A 17,261-nucleotide genomic window follows, 5' to 3' on the forward strand; every position below is an offset into this window, starting at 1 on the left:
TACATTTGACACCCTATTCCACGCGGTGTCTGATAGACCGATTGGCAATCCCAGAAGGGCTGCTAATGCATCAGACACTCTTAAGGAAAAAAACTATGTTGATCGAGAAATCTTTGGCGCGCTCGCTGCGCGTCGTATTTTCCGGAGGCGCAGCGATTGTGGGCCTCGGCATGCTGGCCCAACCGGCCATCGCGCAAAATGCGCCTATCCAGCGCGTTGAAATCACCGGCTCGGCCATTAAACGCATCGACGCGGAAACCGCAGTGCCGGTCACCGTGGTTAAAATGGACGACCTGAAAAAACAGGGTATCACCACGATTGAACAGGTTATGTCCAACCTGAGCTCGGTTCAAACCAACCAGGGCACCAGCCAGGTTGTGGGCCTGAGCACCGGCGGCGCATCGTTCGCCGACCTGCGCGGCATAGGCGCAAATAAAACCCTGGTCCTGCTGAATGGCCGCCGCCTGGCGAATAACGCCTTCGACAGCTCGGCCCCCGACCTGAATATGATTCCATTCGCCGCGCTGGAGCGCGTCGAAGTATTGCGCGATGGCGCATCCTCGCTGTACGGTTCCGACGCGGTGGGCGGCGTGATTAACTTTATCACCCGTAAGGACTACACCGGCGTCACCGTTACCGGCGGCATCGATTCCCCGAATAAAAAAGGCGGCGGTTCCAACAGCGCCAATATCGGCGTAGGCTACGGCAATCTGGACACCGACGGCTTTAATATCTTCGCCATGGGCGACCACCAAGTGCAGCGCCGCATCAACGGCCTGCAGCGCGATTTCAACAAGCGCTATCCAGGCGGCCTGTCGCCAACCACCAGCCCGGCCAACTATTACCAGGACGGCAACAGCGGCAACCCTGCCGCGCCCAACTGCACCAGCTCGCCCAACCTGATCCCGGACGCCACCGGCAGCGGCTGCCAGATGACCACCTCCTCCTTCGTGGACTACATTCCCAAGAGCGAGCGCAACACCGGCCTGATCAAAGGCACGATGAAACTGAACGCCGACCACGAACTGGGCCTGGAATACCTGATCTCCAAGAACACCGTCGGTAGCCAGATCGCTCCCGTGCCATACGGCGGCCTGTACCAGAACCGCGTGCGTCCGGACGGCTCGCTGAATCCTTACTACCCTGGCAACCCTGGCGCGATCACCCCGAACGTGCCGCTGAGCCCGACCTACACCGAAGAAAACACCCCGGCCGGCGTGCTGCCGGGCTTCGTGCACGTGAAATGGCGCGACCTGCCGAACGGCTCGCGCGCAGGCGACGACGTGAACACCCAGCAGCGCTTCATCGCGTCGCTGAAGGGCACCGTGGCAGGCTGGGACTACGAGGCAGCCTTCACCTACAATGAAAACAAGGTGAAAAGCAATCTGCTCGGCTACAGCGACGGCGGCATCATCACCAAGGGCGTGCGCGACGGCGTGATCAACCCTTACGGCGAGCAAAGCGCCGCCGGCATGGCGCTGATCGAAAGCGCCGCGCTGAACGGCAATATCCAGAACGCCAAAGGCACGATGAAGGGCATCGACGCCCACGCCAGCCGCGAACTGGGCGACTGGTTCAGCGCCGGCCGTCCAGCCGCCCTGGCCATCGGCGGCCAGTTCGACAAGCAGGACTTCCACAGCGCGGCCAACACCGAGTACGCTGAAAAAGTGGTGGCCTCCACCGGTATCGACCCGAACACGCTGAACGAAGGTTCGCGCAAGGTCAGCGCCGTGTACGCCGAGCTGAACATGGCCCTGCTGAAGGACCTGGACGTGACCGCCGCCGTGCGTTACGACAAATACAACGACTTCGGCAACACCACCAATCCGAAGTTCGGCTTCCGCTACCAGCCGAACAAGACCGTGCTGCTGCGCGGCTCCTACTCGACCGGCTTCCGCGCCCCGTCGCTGTACGAGATCAACTCGGCCCAGACCTACACCAACACCAACCAGTACGACGATCCGGTCAACTGCCCGGGCGGCAACCCGATTCCGGGCAAGCCGGCGGCGGCCAACTGCCAGCAGCAGTTCCAGTCCCTGACGGGCGGCAACAAGGCGCTGGCGCCTGAAGAGTCGACCAACTACGCGCTGGGCATCGTCATCGAGCCGGTCAACAACCTGTCGATGAGCCTGGACCTGTGGAAGCTGAAACTGGAACACCAGATCGGCCAGCTGAACCAGGACGACGTGTTCGGCGACCCGGTCAAGTACGCCGCGCTGTTCCACCGCACCGCCTCCGGCAACCTGGCGACCGACGGTTCGCAGTGCCCCAACCCGCTGACCTGCGGCTATGTCGACCTGCGCACCCAGAACCTGGGCGGCGTGAACACCGACGGCCTGGACATCAGCGTGAACTACAAGTGGCGCAGCGCCGACTACGGCAACACCACCCTGGCTCTGAACAGCACCTATGTGCACAAGTATGAGTACCAGAACAACGACGGCGGCGAATGGCACCAGAACGTGGGCGTGTTCTCCGGCACCGGCCCGATCTTCCGCTGGCAGAACAACGCCAGTGTGAACTGGACCAAGGGCATCTGGGGCGCCGGCCTGTCCGCGCACTCGAAGACCGGCTATATCGACCAGGATCCTGAATTCCGCGTCGCTTCCTACACCACCTGGGACGGCTACGCGACCGCGAACTTCATGAAAAACCTGTCGCTGACGCTGGGCGTGCGCAATCTGTTCGACCGCACCCCGCCGCTGTCCTACCAGACCGAGACCTTCCAGGCTGGCTACGATCCGCGCTTCACCGATCCTAAGGGCCGCACCTTCTACGCCCGCGCCACCTACAACTTCTAATGTAGACGGGCGAAAAAAAACCTCCCGGACGCGAGTCCGGGAGGTTTTTTTACGTCTGAAGCAAATTACTTGGCAGTCATCAACGCCACGGTGGTGTCCAGCATGCGGTTGCTGAAGCCCCACTCATTGTCGTACCACGACGAAACCTTGACCAGGCGGCCCGACACTTTGGTCAGGGTCGAGTCGAAGTTCGACGAAGCAGGATTGTGGTTGAAGTCGATCGATACCAGCGGTTCGGTCTGGTAGGTCAGCACTTCTTTCAGCGCGCCTTCGGAAGCGGCTTTCATCAGCGCGTTGACTTCGTCCACGGTGGTGTCGCGCGAGGCGATGAAGGACAGGTCGACCAGCGACACGTTGATGGTCGGCACGCGGATCGCGAAACCGTCCAGCTTGCCGTTCAGCTCAGGCAGCACCAGGCCGACCGCGGCGGCGGCGCCGGTCTTGGTCGGGATCATGGACATGGTGGCCGAACGGGCGCGGCGCAGGTCTTCATGCATCACGTCGGACAGCACCTGGTCGTTGGTGTAGGCGTGCACGGTGGTCATCAGGCCGGTTTCGAGGCCGATGGCGTCGTGCAGGGGCTTGACCAGCGGGGCCAGGCAGTTGGTGGTGCAGGAAGCGTTCGAGATCACGGTGTCGGTGGACTTCAGCACGTGCTGGTTCACGCCGTACACGATGGTCGCGTCCACGTCCTTGCCGCCCGGTGCGGAGATGATGACTTTCTTGGCGCCGCCCTTCAGGTGGGCCGAAGCCTTTTCCTTGGTGGTGAAGAAGCCGGTGCACTCCAGCACCACGTCCACGCCCAGGTCGCCCCATGGGATTTCAGCCGGATTGCGCTGCGCGAAGACGCGGATCACGTCGCCGTTGACGATCATATTGTCGCCGTCCACCGTCACGGTGCCGGGGAACTTGCCGTGCGCGGTGTCGTAGCGGGTCAGGTGCGCGTTCGACTTGGCGTCGCCCAGGTCGTTAATGGCAACGATCTGGATGTCTTGCTTTTTGCCGCCTTCGTAGAAAGCACGCAGTACATTACGGCCGATGCGGCCATAGCCATTGATTGCTACTTTGATCGTCATACTAAGCTCCTGATGAAATAAAAAGGGTTAAGCAGTATTAGGCAACCAGAACGGATTTAACTTTGGCCACGACGTTTTCCACCGTGAAGCCGAAATGCTTGAACAGCACAGGCGCGGGAGCGGACTCGCCGAAGGTGTCGATGCCGACCACGGCGCCTTCCAGGCCCACGTATTTGTACCAGAAATCGGTCACGCCGGCTTCGATGGCGACGCGCGGCGTGCCTTTGGTCAATACGCTGGCCTTGTAGGCGGCGTCCTGGCGGTCGAACACGTCGGTCGACGGCATGGACACCACGCGCGCGGCGATGCCTTCGGCGGCCAGCGCGCTGGCGGCGTTGACGGCCAGTTCCACCTCGGAACCGGTGGCGATCAGGATGACCTTGGCGTCGGCCACGTCGTTCAGCACATAGCCGCCCTTGGCGATATTGGCCACCACGGCGGCGCTGCGCTCCATGTACGGCAGGTTCTGGCGCGAGAAGATCAGGGTCGACGGGCCGTTCTTGCGCTTGACCGCTTCGCCCCATGCCACCATCGATTCGACGGTGTCGGCAGGACGCCAGTTGTCCAGGCCTGGAATCAGGCGCAGCGACGAGACGTGCTCGACGGACTGGTGGGTCGGGCCGTCTTCGCCCAGGCCGATGGAGTCGTGGGTGAACACGAACAGCGAGCGCTGCTTCATCAGGGCGGCCATGCGCAGGGCATTGCGGCTGTAGTCCGAGAAGGTCAGGAAGGTGGCGCCGAACGGGATGTAGCCGCCGTGCAGGGCGACGCCGTTCATGATGGCGCTCATGCCGAACTCGCGCACGCCGTAGTTGATGTGGTTGCCGGTCTTGCCGGAACGCAGGTTGACGGACTCTTTCCAGTTGGTCAGGTTGGAGCCGGTCAGGTCGGCCGAGCCGCCCAGGAACTCAGGCAGCACGGGGGCCAGGGCCTGGATGGCGTTCTGGCTGGCCTTGCGGGTGGCGATGGTTTCTTTCTTGTCCACGCAGGCGGCCACGGCGGCGGCCAGGGTGGCGTCGAAGTTGGCCGGCAGCTCGCCTGCCATGCGGCGCGCCAGTTCGGCGGCTTCCGCAGGGAACTTGGCGCTATATTCGGCGAATTTCGCGTTCCAGTCGGCTTCGTGCTGCGCGCCGGCGGCTTTCGCGTCCCACGCGGCGTACACGTCGGCAGGGATTTCGAACGGGGCCGGGGTCCAGCCGATGTATTCGCGCACGGCGGCGATTTCCTTGTCGCCCAGCGCGGCGCCGTGCACCTTGTCGCCGCCCTGCAGGTTGGGCGAGCCCTTGCCGATAATGGTCTTGCAGCAGATCAGCGTAGGCTTGTCGGATTGCTTCGCGGCGGCGATGGCGGCGTCGACCGCGGCAACGTCGTGGCCGTCGACGGCGCGGATCACGTTCCAGCCGTAGGCTTCGAAGCGTTTCGGGGTGTCGTCGGTGAACCAGCCTTCGACCTTGCCGTCGATGGAGATGCCGTTGTCGTCGTACAGGGCGATCAGTTTTTTCAGGCCCAGGGTGCCGGCCAGCGAGCACACTTCATGCGAAATGCCTTCCATCAGGCAGCCATCGCCCACGAAGGCGTAGGTATAGTGGTCGACCACGTCCAGGCCCGGCTTGTTGAACTCGGCCGCCAGCAGGTACTCGGCCAGCGCCATGCCGACCGCGTTGGCGATGCCCTGGCCCAGCGGGCCGGTGGTGGTTTCCACGCCCGGGGTGATGTCCACTTCCGGGTGGCCCGGGGTTTTCGAGTGCATCTGGCGGAAGGCGCGGATGTCGTCCATGGTCACGGCGTAGCCGGCCAGGTGCAGCAGCGCGTAGTGCAGCATGGAGCCGTGGCCGTTCGACAGCAGGAAGCGGTCGCGGTTCAGCCATTTCGGGTTGGCGGGATTGTGGCGGTGATGACCGCTCCACAGCGCGACAGCGATTTCAGCCATGCCCATGGGCATGCCTGGGTGGCCGGAATTGGCCTTCTGTACAGCGTCCATTGCCAGCGCGCGGATCGCGTTGGCCATTTGAGTGGTTGGGAGCGTAGTAGTCATCGTGGTGATTGCGGAAGGTTTGAAATAGGGTAAAGCCTGCTTGCTTGAACCAAGTATTTTACCAGACCGGGGGGCAGCCCATTAAAATTACGCATCCAAGCGCACTCACCAAGGCCCCCGCATGCCCCGTTTCTACTGCCCGCAGCCGCTCGCCATCGGCCTCACCATCGACCTGCCGGAAGCGGTCGCCCACCATGTGCACGTGGTGCGCCTGGCCCCGGGCGAGGCCGTCACGCTGTTCAACGGCGACGGCGGCGAGTACACGGCGGTGCTGCAGACGGTGGAAAAACGCCGCGCCAGCGCCGAAATCAAAGCCCATACGGCGCGCGAGGCCGAACTGCCCTACGCGGTGACGGTGGCGCAGGCGCTGCCGGAAGCGTCCAAGATGGACTGGATTATCGAAAAGGCGGTCGAGCTGGGCGCGGCCGCCTTCCAGCCGCTGGCCGCGCGCCGCTGCGTGGTCAGGCTGTCGGGCGATCGCGCTGAAAAGAAATTAGCACATTGGCAAGGCGTGATTATCTCGGCCTGCGAGCAAAGCGGCCGCAACCGGGTGCCGCAACTGGCGCCGGTGGACGAGTTCAAGGACTGGATCGCGCAGCAAGACCTGCACCGCCGCGTGATCCTGACCCCGCGCGCCACCCAGTCGCTGGCCGACTGGGCGCGCCACCAGCCGCCGCAGGCGCTGACCATCATGGTCGGTCCCGAAGGCGGCTTCTCGGACGACGAGGAAAACCTGGCCGTCGCCCAGGGCGCGCTGCCCCTGTCCATGGGGCCGCGCATCCTGCGCACCGAGACGGCCGCGCTGGCCGCCCTGGCCGCATTGAATGCCAGCTGGGGCGGCATGTAAGGCGCTACATCAGAACTTGTAGTTGGCCTTGACGGTGAAGAAGCGGCCGCGCGCGCTGTGCAGCGCCGAGTTGTAGCCCGCCACCGAGTACGACGGATCGTACGGCGCCTTGGTGTTGAACGCGTTGGCCACGTTAAACGTCAGCACGGTGTTGCGGAAGCCGGTGTAGGCGTAGGCCAGGTCCAGCGTGGCCATGGACTTCACTTTGCACTCGGGATAGAACTTGGTGTAGTTCTCGTTGCGGTTGGCGCGGCCGTATTCGCAGTACGGCTCCTCGTACGGGCCAACCCTGCCGTCCTCCTGCACGCTGTAGGCCGCCATCATCGAAATCGACGAGATGTAGTTGGCGGTGGCCGTCAGGCTGTGCTGCTGGATGCTCCAGGTGGACGACAGCGACGCGCGCAGGCGCGGGATTTCGCCCACGCTGGTGGTGTCGTTGTAGACCGCGCCGTTGGTGCCGACCAGGTCTATCATCGGGTCGCCTTCGGACTGGGCCTTCTTGTAGCTCAGCGTGTAGCTGGCGTTCAGGCGGCTGGCCAGCTTGCCGTAGGCGCCCAGGTTGTTGCGCAGCGCCAGTTCCAGGTCGATGCCGCTGGTGCGGGTGCCACCGGCATTGATGTAGGGCGTTTCAATGCTGATCAGCGGGCCCGAGTTCGGGATCAGGTTGTTGCTGGCGTCGCGCAGCCAGGTGCCCTGGTTCTGGTCACGCTTGACGCGGCTGGCCAGCTTGGGATCGTTGATCACCGCCACCGGCGACATCAGGTCGGTTTCCTTGTCCTTGCGGATGTTGTAGTAGTCGAACAGGATGTCGAAATTGTTCGCCGGCGAGAAGATCAGGCCGGCCGTGAAGCTCTTCGAGGTTTCCGGCACCAGGTCCTTGTTCGATGCGGCCACGCCCGACAGGCTCTTCAGGCAGTCGGTCGCGTCGGCGCCCGGCTTGCCGCAGCGCAGCTTGTCCTCGAAGCTGTTCAGGAAGTACTGCGTGCCGCCGTCCACCATCTGCGTCAGCGACGGCGCGCGGAAGCCTTCCGAGTAGGTGCCGCGCACGGCCAGGGTCGGGCTCACGGTCCACTTCACGCCCGCCTTGGGCGTGAAGCTGCCGGAGAAGCCGTCATATTTGTCGTAGCGGCCGGCCAGTTCCACGTCCACCGACTTGAGCACCGGCAGGCGCACCTCGGAGAACACCGAACGCACGTCGCGCTTGGCTTGCGAATACTGGTTGGCCAGGCCGATGATCTCGCCCTTGACGGTGCGCGCGTCCGGCACGATGCTCATTTTCTCCTGCTTCAGCTCGGCGCCCACGGCCAGGCCGATGGCGCCGCCGGCCAGCTGGCCCAGCTCGGTGCTGCCCTTGATGTCCCACTGGGTGATGCTGGCCTTGCCGTCCAGCGGCGAGTCCACCGTCACGCCCGGCGTGCCGGCAATGGTTTTCAGCGGCACGTTCTCGGTCACCAGGCGCTGCACGATAGGCAGGTACAGGAAGCCGTTCGACACCTGGTGGCGCTTGGACTCGTTGTACAGCAGGCCGGTATCCCAGTCCCAGTTGAAGTGGCTGCCCTTCAGGCCGGCCAGCAGACGGGTCGAGGTGTTTTCGTTCGAGCTGCCGCCCTTGGCGTCGGTAAAGCGGTAGTTGACCGCCACCGGCACCGCGCCGGCCGTGCCGCGGGTCGGGTTGTCCGGATGGTTCACGCCCAGGATGGGCTGGAAGCTGATGCCGGGTCCGTCTTTCGGGAACACCGTGGTCTTGTTGCGCGACAGGGTGCGCGACACGCCCGCGTATTCCAGCTCCGATTTGCTGTAAGACGCTTCGGCGAAGGCGCGGATATTGGCGTCGACCTTGAATTCGGCGCGCGCCAGCACGTTCGAGCTCTCCGCCTTGCCCTGCGCGTCCTCATACTGCCAGCCGTCGTAGTTGCAGAACTTGTTGCCGATCATGACGTCCGAGGCCAGCATCGGCACCAGCGCGGTGGAACCGGTGCGGATGTCGGCCGGGTTGCAGCTCAGGTCGGCCGACACATAGCGGTTGAAGGAGCCGCTGCCCAGGCGCGATTCCTTGAAGAACACCGGATACTGGCTCACGCTGCTGTAGTAGCTGCTCAGGCGCCCGTCCATGGCGCGCGACTGGTCGGCGTGCACGGCGCGCGCTTCGGCGATCGGGGTGCGGTCGCGCCGGGAGAAGTCGAAGGCGACGAAGGCGTTGAAGCGGTCCTCTTCCAGGTCGCCGAAACCGTAGGCGCCGCTGATGCCGCTGCGGCCGAAGTTGCCGTAGCCGTCCTGGCTGCGCTGGGCGGTGATGTCGCCGCCCTTGAAATTGCTCTTGGTGATGAAGTTAATTACGCCGGCAATCGCGTCCGAACCGTACACGGCCGAACCGCCGTCCTTCAGGATCTCGACGCGTTCCAGCGCCGACAGCGGGATGGAATTCAGGTCGTACTGGGTGGACTGGCCGGCGTTCGGGTCGGCGTAAGCGGCCGGCGACATGCGGCGGCCGTTGATCAGCACCAGCGTGGAAGCCGAACCCAGGTTGCGCAGCGAGGCGGTGGCCAGGCCCTTGGAGAAGCCGCCGTCGCGCGAGTCGACCTGGTTGGACGAACCGAGCGCGGGCACTTTGGCCATCAGGTCGGCGACGCTGACGGCGCCGGACTGCTCGATCTCTTTCTTGGAAATCACTTGCACCACCGACGGATTCTCCGTCGAAGTGCGCTTCAGGTTGGAACCGGTGACGATCACGCGCTCGATCGGCGCATCAGCCGCCGGGGCCGCTTGAATTTGCGCCGTCGCGAACTCGCTCCAGCCCGCGGTACCCAGCAGTGCAATGGCCTGCACTATCAATTTTTTCTTCACTTTTTCTCCAGTCGAGGAAAGACCGGCGGCGCCCTCGTGAGGCGCATTGCCAGCCATTAATCGGCCCGGCTGCGCTCCGACAGCAGGGTCCGTCTCTGAGTATAGACATAGCAATTCGTAAAGATTGTTACTTTCCGATGTTAACCGGATAATATTGTCAATTTACAACAGCACCAAAGTGGTGCAAGCCGCCGCAGTGGACGGACGCCCTGCCCCGTGCTACGATTACCGGTTACGCGCCGTGCGCGCGCATTTTCACTCCCTATCAACCTGCTTGATAACTACAAGCACAGGAACCGCCATGCTCAGACTGAACGAAGTAAAGCTCCCGCTCGACCATACCGAAGAACAACTGACCGCCGCCATCCTGGCCCGCCTGCACATCGAGCCGGCCCAGCTGGCCGGCTACACGGTCTACAAGCGCAGCTACGACGCGCGCAAGAAGTCCGCCATCGTGCTGATCTACTCGCTGGACGTGGAAACCACCGCCGACGCCGCCATCCTCAGGGCCAATGCGCGCGACAGCCATTTGATGCCCTCGCCGGACACCAGCTATAAATATGTGGCGCAGAACGTCAACGCGAACGGCGCGCAGCCGCGCCCGGTGGTCATCGGCATGGGGCCGTGCGGCCTGTTCGCCGCGCTGATCCTGGCGCAGATGGGCCTCAAGCCCATCATCCTGGAACGCGGCAAGACCGTGCGCGAGCGCACCAAGGACACCTTCGGCTTCTGGCGCAAGCGCGAGCTGAACCCGGAATCGAACGTGCAGTTCGGCGAAGGCGGCGCCGGCACCTTCTCGGACGGCAAGCTGTACAGCCAGATCAAGGATCCCAAGCACTACGGCCGCAAGGTGCTGACCGAGTTCGTCAAGGCCGGCGCGCCGGAGGAAATCATCTATGTCAGCAAGCCGCACATCGGCACCTTCCGCCTGGTGAAGATGGTGGAAGCGATGCGCGAGGAAATCGTGGCGCTGGGCGGCGAGATCCGCTTCTCGGCCAAGGTGGCCGACATCGAGATCGACGAGGCCAACGGCGAGCGCCAGGTGCGCAGCCTGACCCTGGCCGACGGCGAGCGCATCGCCACCGAGCACGTGGTGCTGGCCATCGGCCACAGCGCGCGCGACACCTTCGAGATGCTGTATGAGCGCGGCGTGTTCATCGAGGCCAAGCCGTTTTCGATCGGCTTCCGGGTCGAGCACCCGCAGTCCATGATAGACGCCTGCCGCTTCGGCCCCAACGCCGGCCACCCCATCCTGGGCGCGGCCGACTACAAGCTGGTGCACCACGCCTCCAACGGCCGCGCGGTGTACAGCTTCTGCATGTGCCCGGGCGGCACCGTGGTGGCGGCCGCGTCCGAGCCGGGCCGCGTGGTGACCAACGGCATGAGCCAGTACTCGCGCGCCGAGCGCAACGCCAACAGCGCCATCGTGGTCAGCATTTCGCCGGAAGACTATCCGGGCCACCCGCTGGCCGGCATCGAGTTCCAGCGCAGGCTGGAGGAAAAGGCCTTCGCGCTGGGCGGCTCCAACTACAGCGCGCCGGGCCAGCTGATGGGCGACTTCGTGGCGGGCCGTCCGTCCACCGAATTCGGCGCCGTGGTGCCTTCGTACAAGCCGCAGGTGCAGCTGACCGACCTGGCCACCATCCTGCCGGAATTCGCCGTGACCGCGCTGCGCGAAGCCTTCCCGGCCTTCGACAAGCAGGTCAAGGGCTACTTCAAGCACGACGCGGTGCTGACCGGCCTGGAAACCCGCACCTCCTCGCCGATCCGCATCAAGCGCCGCGACGACGACCTGCAAAGCCTGAACACGCGCGGCCTGTTCCCGGCCGGCGAAGGCGCGGGCTACGCCGGCGGCATCCTGTCGGCCGGCGTGGACGGCATCAAGGTGGCCGAGGCGGTGGCGCTGTCGATGGCGGCCAAGGACTAGAACTCACACTGCTTTCCCCAAAAAAAACGCCGGCTCACGCCGGCGTAATATTTTGAAGCAGCGCCGCAGATGAATCGGCGGCGCATATTACAGCTATTAGAACTTGTAGTTGTACTCGGCAGTGAATTTCACCGAACGTGGTGCGGTATAGCTGATCACGCGGCCATAGGTCGAGCTGATGGTGGTGCCATTCAGATTGTAGGTCTCGTCGATGGTTTGCTCGGTCTGCTTGTTGAACACGTTGAAGATATCCAGCTTCAGTGCCAGGCCTTTAGCTTGCGCAGGACGGAATACCAGATTCATGTCGGTCCGGACATCCCACGGCAGACGGCCCAGCGTACCGCGCGGGACAGGCTTGTCGCAATAGAAGTACACCGAACCGTAATCCTGGATGTTGGCAGGAATATTCGGGCTATTACCGAAGCAGCTGCGTGGACGGCCAGAGGCTGCCAGGAAGTTGCCGCCCAGGGTCAGCTGAGGCATAACCTCATAGAAGCCAAACGCCTTGATCTGGTGTTCGCGGTCGTTCGGCAGCAAGCCATTCGCACCGACCATCAGCGGCCAGTTATCCCAGGTCGACGTGGCGGCCACATCCGTCTGTGCATTGTCAGAACGCGTCTGGCCTTCCGTGTTGCCACGGCTACGCGACCAGGTGTAGTTCACGCGACCATACCAGCCGTTGCGGAACGGATGCTCGGCAAACAGATCCAGCGCGGTGTAGGTGCGGGCTGCTTTGTCGAACTTCAGTTCTTCCGCAGTCAGGCTGACCACTGAGTAGTTCTTGCCGGTGCCAGCGAAGTCCACCAGGAAGGTATTGCCTTGACCTGGATTGAACGATGCGCAGTTGAAGCCGCCGTAGTTGTCGGTATTGACCTTGTTGCGCGTAGCCCAAGCCAAAATTGCGGAATCATCGCAGTAATCGTCGATGGTTGCCTTCAGCTTACGGTAGGTGACTTTCGCACCGAAGTTCAGGCTAGGCGAAAACGCGCGTTCAAAGCCCAGCGTGATTTCGTCCTGGTAGGTTGGATCGATATCAACAGCGGTCAGGGTTGCCGGATCTTTTGCTTGACCCAGTTCGTTGTTGGTCGAGAACACGCCGGTCATAGGTTTCAGCCCGGTAGGTTGGCCTTGTGCATCGGTACCGGTGTAAGTGAAGTACTGACGCACATTCAGGGAGCGGCTAGCGCCGCGCACTGCCAGGTGGGTCGGGATCTGCAGCGCATAACGGCCTGCGCTACCGAACACCTTCATCGATGCATCGCCGTTCACATCCCAAGCAGCGCCGAAACGCGGCTGGATAAAGTTCTTCACTTCCAGGAAGGTGACGCCGTCGCCGTTCTTGTTCTTGAAACTTTCGTTACGCAGGCCGAAGGTGAGGCGCACGTCCTTGGTAACCTGGAAGATGTCTTCCAGGTATTGCGCGGACTGGTCGGAACCGGCGGAGGTGGTGTCATCGAAGATGCGTTTCGAGACGTAGTAGCCCTGCGTACCCAAGCCGCCGAACGAAGCTGGAGCCACATTGTAGCCGCCGCCCAGGCTAATCGGTGCGGTCGGGTTGTTGGCCCTGAAGTAGGTCCACAAGCCGCCACCACCGTACACTTCGCCGGCCGCTTCCGAGGTCAGCTTGTTGTCATCGAGACCGCCCCGGAGAGTATGCTTGCCCAGTTTGTATTCCAGATCCAGGCGCGCGGATTTGATTTTGCTGGACGAGTCACTTGCCGATACCAGACCGGACAAAACTTGCGTGGTGGTGTAATTCAGGCCAGGGGCCTGGGCCGCTGCCGACGCACTGACCTGGTACAGGTCGCCTGTAGTCGGGGTGCCGATGACGTCATATTTGCTGCCGTTCTTGGTTTTGCTCTGGCCGAACAACGCCGTTACCGTCAGGTCCTCGGTGAAATTGCCGGTATAGCGCAGGATCTGCGAATTCGCGCCCACAGTAGGGGTAAAGTTCGCATCGTTCTTGTAATGCTGCGACGCCTTTAAAGTATTGCCGTGGGTGAACGTCTTATAATCGTAGCCATAGAGTTGGCGATCGGTCTTGGCGGTGTCACCCAGGAAGGTGGCTTCAAGGCGATGGTTGTCCGAAATGTTCCAGTCGAATTTCGCCATGTAGCGATCAGTCTTGTCCTGCTTAGCTTCCCAGCCATCCGTAGGGTTGGTAGTGGAAGTGCTGGTGCCTTTAGTAGCCAGCGTGGCATTGGTGCCTTCGCGGTCATAGCGGCGGGTTTCCGCCGAGATGAACATGAACAGCGTGTCCTTGATCAGCGGCCCCCCCACGTAGGCGCCGTAAATCTTGTCGGTACGGCTATTGTCCTGATTACGGCGGAACAAAGTGCCATCGGTATTACCCTTGGTCGGGCCGTTTTCCACCGCGCCAGTGACGGGATAGTAAGCGTCACGGGCTTTCGAACGCAACGAATTCGGTTCGATACTGGCGCTCGCGCCGGCTTCCCAGTTATTGGTACCGCTCTTGGTGGTGATATTGACCACGCCGCCTACCGAACGGCCAAACTCGGCGCCGAAGCCACCGGTCAGGATCTGCGCCTGCGCGATCGCGCCAAACGGCAGTTCCGACGCGCCCAGTTGAGTCAATGGATTGGTGACAGGGAAACCGTTGATGTAGTAAGCATTTTCGGATGCGCCGCCACCGCCGAAAGACGCACCTGCTGCGTAACGGGAGTCGGCGCGGGTGGTGTTCGGGGCCAGCTGAATAATAGCATCCACGGTTTGCGGGATTGGCAGGCGGGCCAATTCTTTTGCCGTGAAGGTTGCGCCGTTATTCGAGTTCGACACGTCGATGCGGTTACGCATGCCCGTCACTTGCACGGCCTGAATGGCCTGCACGAAGGATGCGTCGACACCCTGACCGACGATGACGTCTACTTCACGAGTGTCGACGGTTTTACCGTCGCGAACCAGCTCAACTTTGTAGTGGCCTGGCGACATCGCGGTAGCGTTGTAGCGCCCACTGGCATCCGGCGAAATGGTGCGTTTGGCACCAGTGTCGGTATTTTGCATGACCACCGATGCGCCGGCTGGCGCATCGACACGTCCGAAAATATTACCAGCTGCGTTCGACTGCGCCATTGCTGCTGGCACAACCGCGGCGCTCATGGCTGCCGCGCCGAACGCAATAGTGAGCGCTCTTACCAATACAGTTTTTCTTAACATTATGGTTCTTTCCCGATTAAGGCCACCCCGGCAGGCAGCCGCTTTAATTTTATACAGTCGTTTTCCGTAACACGACGCTGTTTCATAGCAATACAATCCGCTCGCACGGATTAAGCCAAAAATATTTCCCATTATTTTGGCAAGCGCCTATCAAAACACGCGCCAAATTGACGTGTCAACGATGAATTTGTATCGATGTATTTTTACAACAATGTTACTTAAAATATTAAATTTTGAATGGACCAGCACCAAGATAGTGCATTGCACCAAATTGGAAATGTCGATACACGCAGAGGAAAATTGGGCTACTGCTTACGCACGCCTTTGGCTGCGTCTATTCGCCGCTGTACAGCGTCCTGCTCTTCCAGGTTGAAACGATCAAAGCGCGCCTTGTCGGAAGCGATTTTCCCGGCAAGCTTTTCGTTATTGTCTGCTGCGAATTTTTCGGTGGCGGATTTCCAAGCAGCATTTTCAGCCAGCACCTGATCGGCAATCCGCTGAGCATCGTCAGCAAATTTCGCATAAACTTTTGAGATTAACTCATTAGCACGCTGATACTCGGCATTGCTCATCAACTTTAAGATGGTCGGCGAGATTGTATTCGCGGCGGGAAGGGCTTTATTCAGATCAGTCACGAATCTGCCGTGGCAAGCCGCCCAAACACTCACCGCTGAATTAACTGCGGTAATTTCTGCATTGGACGTGGACTGGGCTGGAATAACGGGACGGGCGCATCCGTAGTTTGAATAAGCGCGTTCCGCGCCATCGAAACGTTCGGTGTAGTAGGTAATCTCGGCTTTTCGTGCATGCCGCTCACGCACCAGCATTAGCGAAGCGGGTGCCTCGGCAACTCCACTGGCCACAGCTTGTTTCAGCCAACGTTCAGCCTGCACCGGATCCTCGGTCGTACCCTCGCCAAAACCATACATCTCGCCCAATTGAAGCTGGGCAACACCGTTGCCTGCATTAGCCAGAACGGAAAAAGCCTTGAAGGCACGTGCATAGTCTTTACTTTCCCATGCTTTGTGAGCATCCGCTAGGTCATCTGCCGATACCGGCGCGGAGAACGCCAGCAACGCAGCACTTAAGAGCACAGCTTTCATGTAGCCGCCCATAGTCACCAAAACTACAACAATAAATTAAAACTAATAGCAACACCAGCGCTTCGTAGTAATTCCACAACACTGCCTATCAGTTACAACCATCCGGCTTTGCGGAAGCGGCGGTACAAATACACGCAAGTGGCCGCCATCACGGCCAGGGCAGCCGGGTAGCCGTAGGGGGAGTCCAGCTCCGGCATGTGCTTGAAGTTCATGCCCCAGATGCCGGCAAATGCCGTCATTACCGCGAAAATGGCGGCGTAGGCGGCCAGCTTTTTGTTCACCTCGCCGTCGTCGATGGCCACCATGGACAGGTGCACCTGGATCGCGGTGCTGATGGTGTCGCGGATGGAGTCGAGGGTGGCGCTGATGCGCAGCAGGTGGTCGTGCACGTCGCGGAAGTACTCCTGGGAGTCGGCGCAGACGGCCGGCACGCGGCCGCCGTGCAGCTTGCCCACCGCGTCCAGCAGCGGCGCCACGGCGTGGCGCAGCGCCAGCGCCTTGCGCTTGAGCGCGTACAGCCGCACGATGTTGGCGCGCTGCGCGCTTTGCACGAAGATGCGCTCCTCAATCTGCTCCAGCTCGGTCTCCATGGCGTCCGCGATGGGGAAATAGCGGTCCACCACGGCGTCCATGATGGCGTACAGCACGAAGGCCGGGCCTTGCTTGAGCAGATGCGGCTCGCGCTCGGCGCGCGCGCGCACGCCCAGCAGATCCTTGCTGCTGTTCTGCCGGTTCGACAGCACGTAGTTGGGGCCGACGAAGACGTCGACCTCGCCCACCACCAGCTCGTCCGGATCGTCCGGGCTCGCCTCCACCGTCTTGACCACCACGAACAGCGAATCGCCGTATTCCTCGATCTTGGGGCGCTGATGGCCCCGGCTGGCGTCCTCCACGGCCAGTTCATGCAGGCCGAACTCCTCCTGCATGACGGCCAGCTCGCCCGCGTCGCCGTCGCGCAGCGCCACCCAGACAAAGCAGTCGCCGCGCGCCACGTAGTCGCTGATCGCGGCGACGGGCACGTCGGCCAGCTTACGTCCATCCTGGTAGGCAACACAATTGATCAGCATAGGGGGCGGCTCCGGCGGCAAAGCCGGAAGCTTAGCACGGCCACCGCGGCCCTGCTAATCGTCCTTGGCGCCGTCGATGCCCAGCTCGGCGATCTTGCGGGTGATGGTGTTGCGGCCTATGCCCAGGCGCACCGCCGCGTCGTTCTTGCGGCCATGCGTGAACTTCAGCGCCGTGCGTATCAGGGCCGACTCGAACTGCCGCCCCAGCACGTCCATCACCTCCTGCTGGCCGCTGGCCAGCATGCCGGCCGCCTGCAGCTCCAGCAGTCCCAGCCAGCTGTCGGCGCCGGCGGCGGCCAGCCCGCCGTGGCCCGCGCCGGATGATGCCGCGCCATTCCGTCAAACGCATCAGGCGGGCGCCTTCCGCTGCGGGTTCCAGTCCGGCCA

At 62.1% G+C, this 17,261-nt stretch carries 9 protein-coding genes and 1 pseudogene; 3 read left to right on the forward strand and 7 right to left on the reverse strand.

Annotation, left to right across the window (positions count from 1 at the left end; genetic code table 11):
* Window positions 1-95 precede the first annotated feature (95 nt).
* Complete coding sequence (locus GTP77_RS16855; protein WP_161073306.1) at window positions 96-2,801, forward strand: TonB-dependent receptor; 2,706 nt, start codon at window positions 96-98, stop codon at window positions 2,799-2,801.
* A gap of 65 nt (window positions 2,802-2,866) precedes the next feature.
* Here GTP77_RS16855 and gap read toward each other — a convergent pair whose 3' ends face one another.
* Window positions 2,867-3,877: a type I glyceraldehyde-3-phosphate dehydrogenase gene (gene gap, locus GTP77_RS16860; RefSeq protein ID WP_161073307.1), complete on the reverse strand. Its 1,011-nt coding sequence runs from the start codon at window positions 3,875-3,877 to the stop codon at window positions 2,867-2,869.
* A gap of 37 nt (window positions 3,878-3,914) precedes the next feature.
* The gene (gene tkt / locus GTP77_RS16865; RefSeq protein ID WP_228895229.1) at window positions 3,915-5,885 is read right to left on the reverse strand and encodes a transketolase; all 1,971 of its coding nucleotides are present in this window, start codon (window positions 5,883-5,885) and stop codon (window positions 3,915-3,917) included.
* A gap of 148 nt (window positions 5,886-6,033) precedes the next feature.
* On the opposite strand from tkt, the gene GTP77_RS16870 reads away from it, so the two are divergent.
* A complete protein-coding gene (locus tag GTP77_RS16870; RefSeq protein ID WP_161073309.1) occupies window positions 6,034-6,759 on the forward strand; it encodes a 16S rRNA (uracil(1498)-N(3))-methyltransferase in 726 nt (241 codons plus the stop codon).
* A 9-nt stretch (window positions 6,760-6,768) separates the two neighbouring features.
* Here the strand turns inward: GTP77_RS16870 and GTP77_RS16875 are convergent, their stop codons facing one another.
* A complete protein-coding gene (locus GTP77_RS16875; protein ID WP_161073310.1) occupies window positions 6,769-9,603 on the reverse strand; it encodes a TonB-dependent receptor in 2,835 nt (944 codons plus the stop codon).
* Between the two features lie 301 nt (window positions 9,604-9,904).
* Between GTP77_RS16875 and GTP77_RS16880 the strand changes: the two genes are divergently transcribed.
* Complete coding sequence (locus GTP77_RS16880) at window positions 9,905-11,530, forward strand: NAD(P)/FAD-dependent oxidoreductase (RefSeq protein ID WP_161073311.1); 1,626 nt, start codon at window positions 9,905-9,907, stop codon at window positions 11,528-11,530.
* A gap of 96 nt (window positions 11,531-11,626) precedes the next feature.
* On the opposite strand, the gene GTP77_RS16885 is transcribed toward GTP77_RS16880, so the two are convergent.
* The 4 genes and pseudogenes from GTP77_RS16885 to GTP77_RS31055 all read right to left on the reverse strand — a co-directional run.
* Window positions 11,627-14,704, reverse strand: a complete 3,078-nt coding sequence (locus GTP77_RS16885; RefSeq protein ID WP_161073312.1) for a TonB-dependent receptor — start codon at window positions 14,702-14,704, stop codon at window positions 11,627-11,629.
* Window positions 14,705-15,009: 305 nt separating this feature from the next.
* A complete protein-coding gene (locus tag GTP77_RS16890) occupies window positions 15,010-15,807 on the reverse strand; it encodes an SEL1-like repeat protein (protein ID WP_161073313.1) in 798 nt (265 codons plus the stop codon).
* A 92-nt stretch (window positions 15,808-15,899) separates the two neighbouring features.
* Window positions 15,900-16,874 (reverse strand): magnesium and cobalt transport protein CorA, encoded by a 975-nt coding sequence (locus GTP77_RS16895; RefSeq protein WP_161073314.1) that lies wholly within the window; start codon window positions 16,872-16,874, stop codon window positions 15,900-15,902.
* Between the two features lie 54 nt (window positions 16,875-16,928).
* Window positions 16,929-17,177 (reverse strand): annotated as a pseudogene (locus GTP77_RS31055) (helix-turn-helix domain-containing protein); the annotation flags it as partial.
* Window positions 17,178-17,261: the final 84 nt, after the last annotated feature.

Source organism: Pseudoduganella aquatica (genome assembly GCF_009857595.1).
Classification (GTDB): Bacteria; Pseudomonadota; Gammaproteobacteria; order Burkholderiales; family Burkholderiaceae_D; genus Rugamonas; species Rugamonas aquatica_A.

Excerpts from the sequence above, each read along its gene's own strand:
- GTP77_RS16890 (WP_161073313.1), bottom strand. The coding sequence starts at position 15,807 with ATGAAAGCTGTGCTCTTAAGTGCTGCGTTGCTGGCGTTCTCCGCGCCG.
- GTP77_RS16870 (WP_161073309.1), top strand. The coding sequence starts at position 6,034 with ATGCCCCGTTTCTACTGCCCGCAGCCGCTCGCCATCGGCCTCACCATC.
- GTP77_RS16895 (WP_161073314.1), bottom strand. The coding sequence starts at position 16,874 with ATGCTGATCAATTGTGTTGCCTACCAGGATGGACGTAAGCTGGCCGAC.
- tkt (WP_228895229.1), bottom strand. The coding sequence starts at position 5,885 with ATGGCCAACGCGATCCGCGCGCTGGCAATGGACGCTGTACAGAAGGCC.
- GTP77_RS16885 (WP_161073312.1), bottom strand. The coding sequence starts at position 14,704 with ATGTTAAGAAAAACTGTATTGGTAAGAGCGCTCACTATTGCGTTCGGC.
- GTP77_RS16880 (WP_161073311.1), top strand. The coding sequence starts at position 9,905 with ATGCTCAGACTGAACGAAGTAAAGCTCCCGCTCGACCATACCGAAGAA.
- GTP77_RS16855 (WP_161073306.1), top strand. The coding sequence starts at position 96 with ATGTTGATCGAGAAATCTTTGGCGCGCTCGCTGCGCGTCGTATTTTCC.
- gap (WP_161073307.1), bottom strand. The coding sequence starts at position 3,877 with ATGACGATCAAAGTAGCAATCAATGGCTATGGCCGCATCGGCCGTAAT.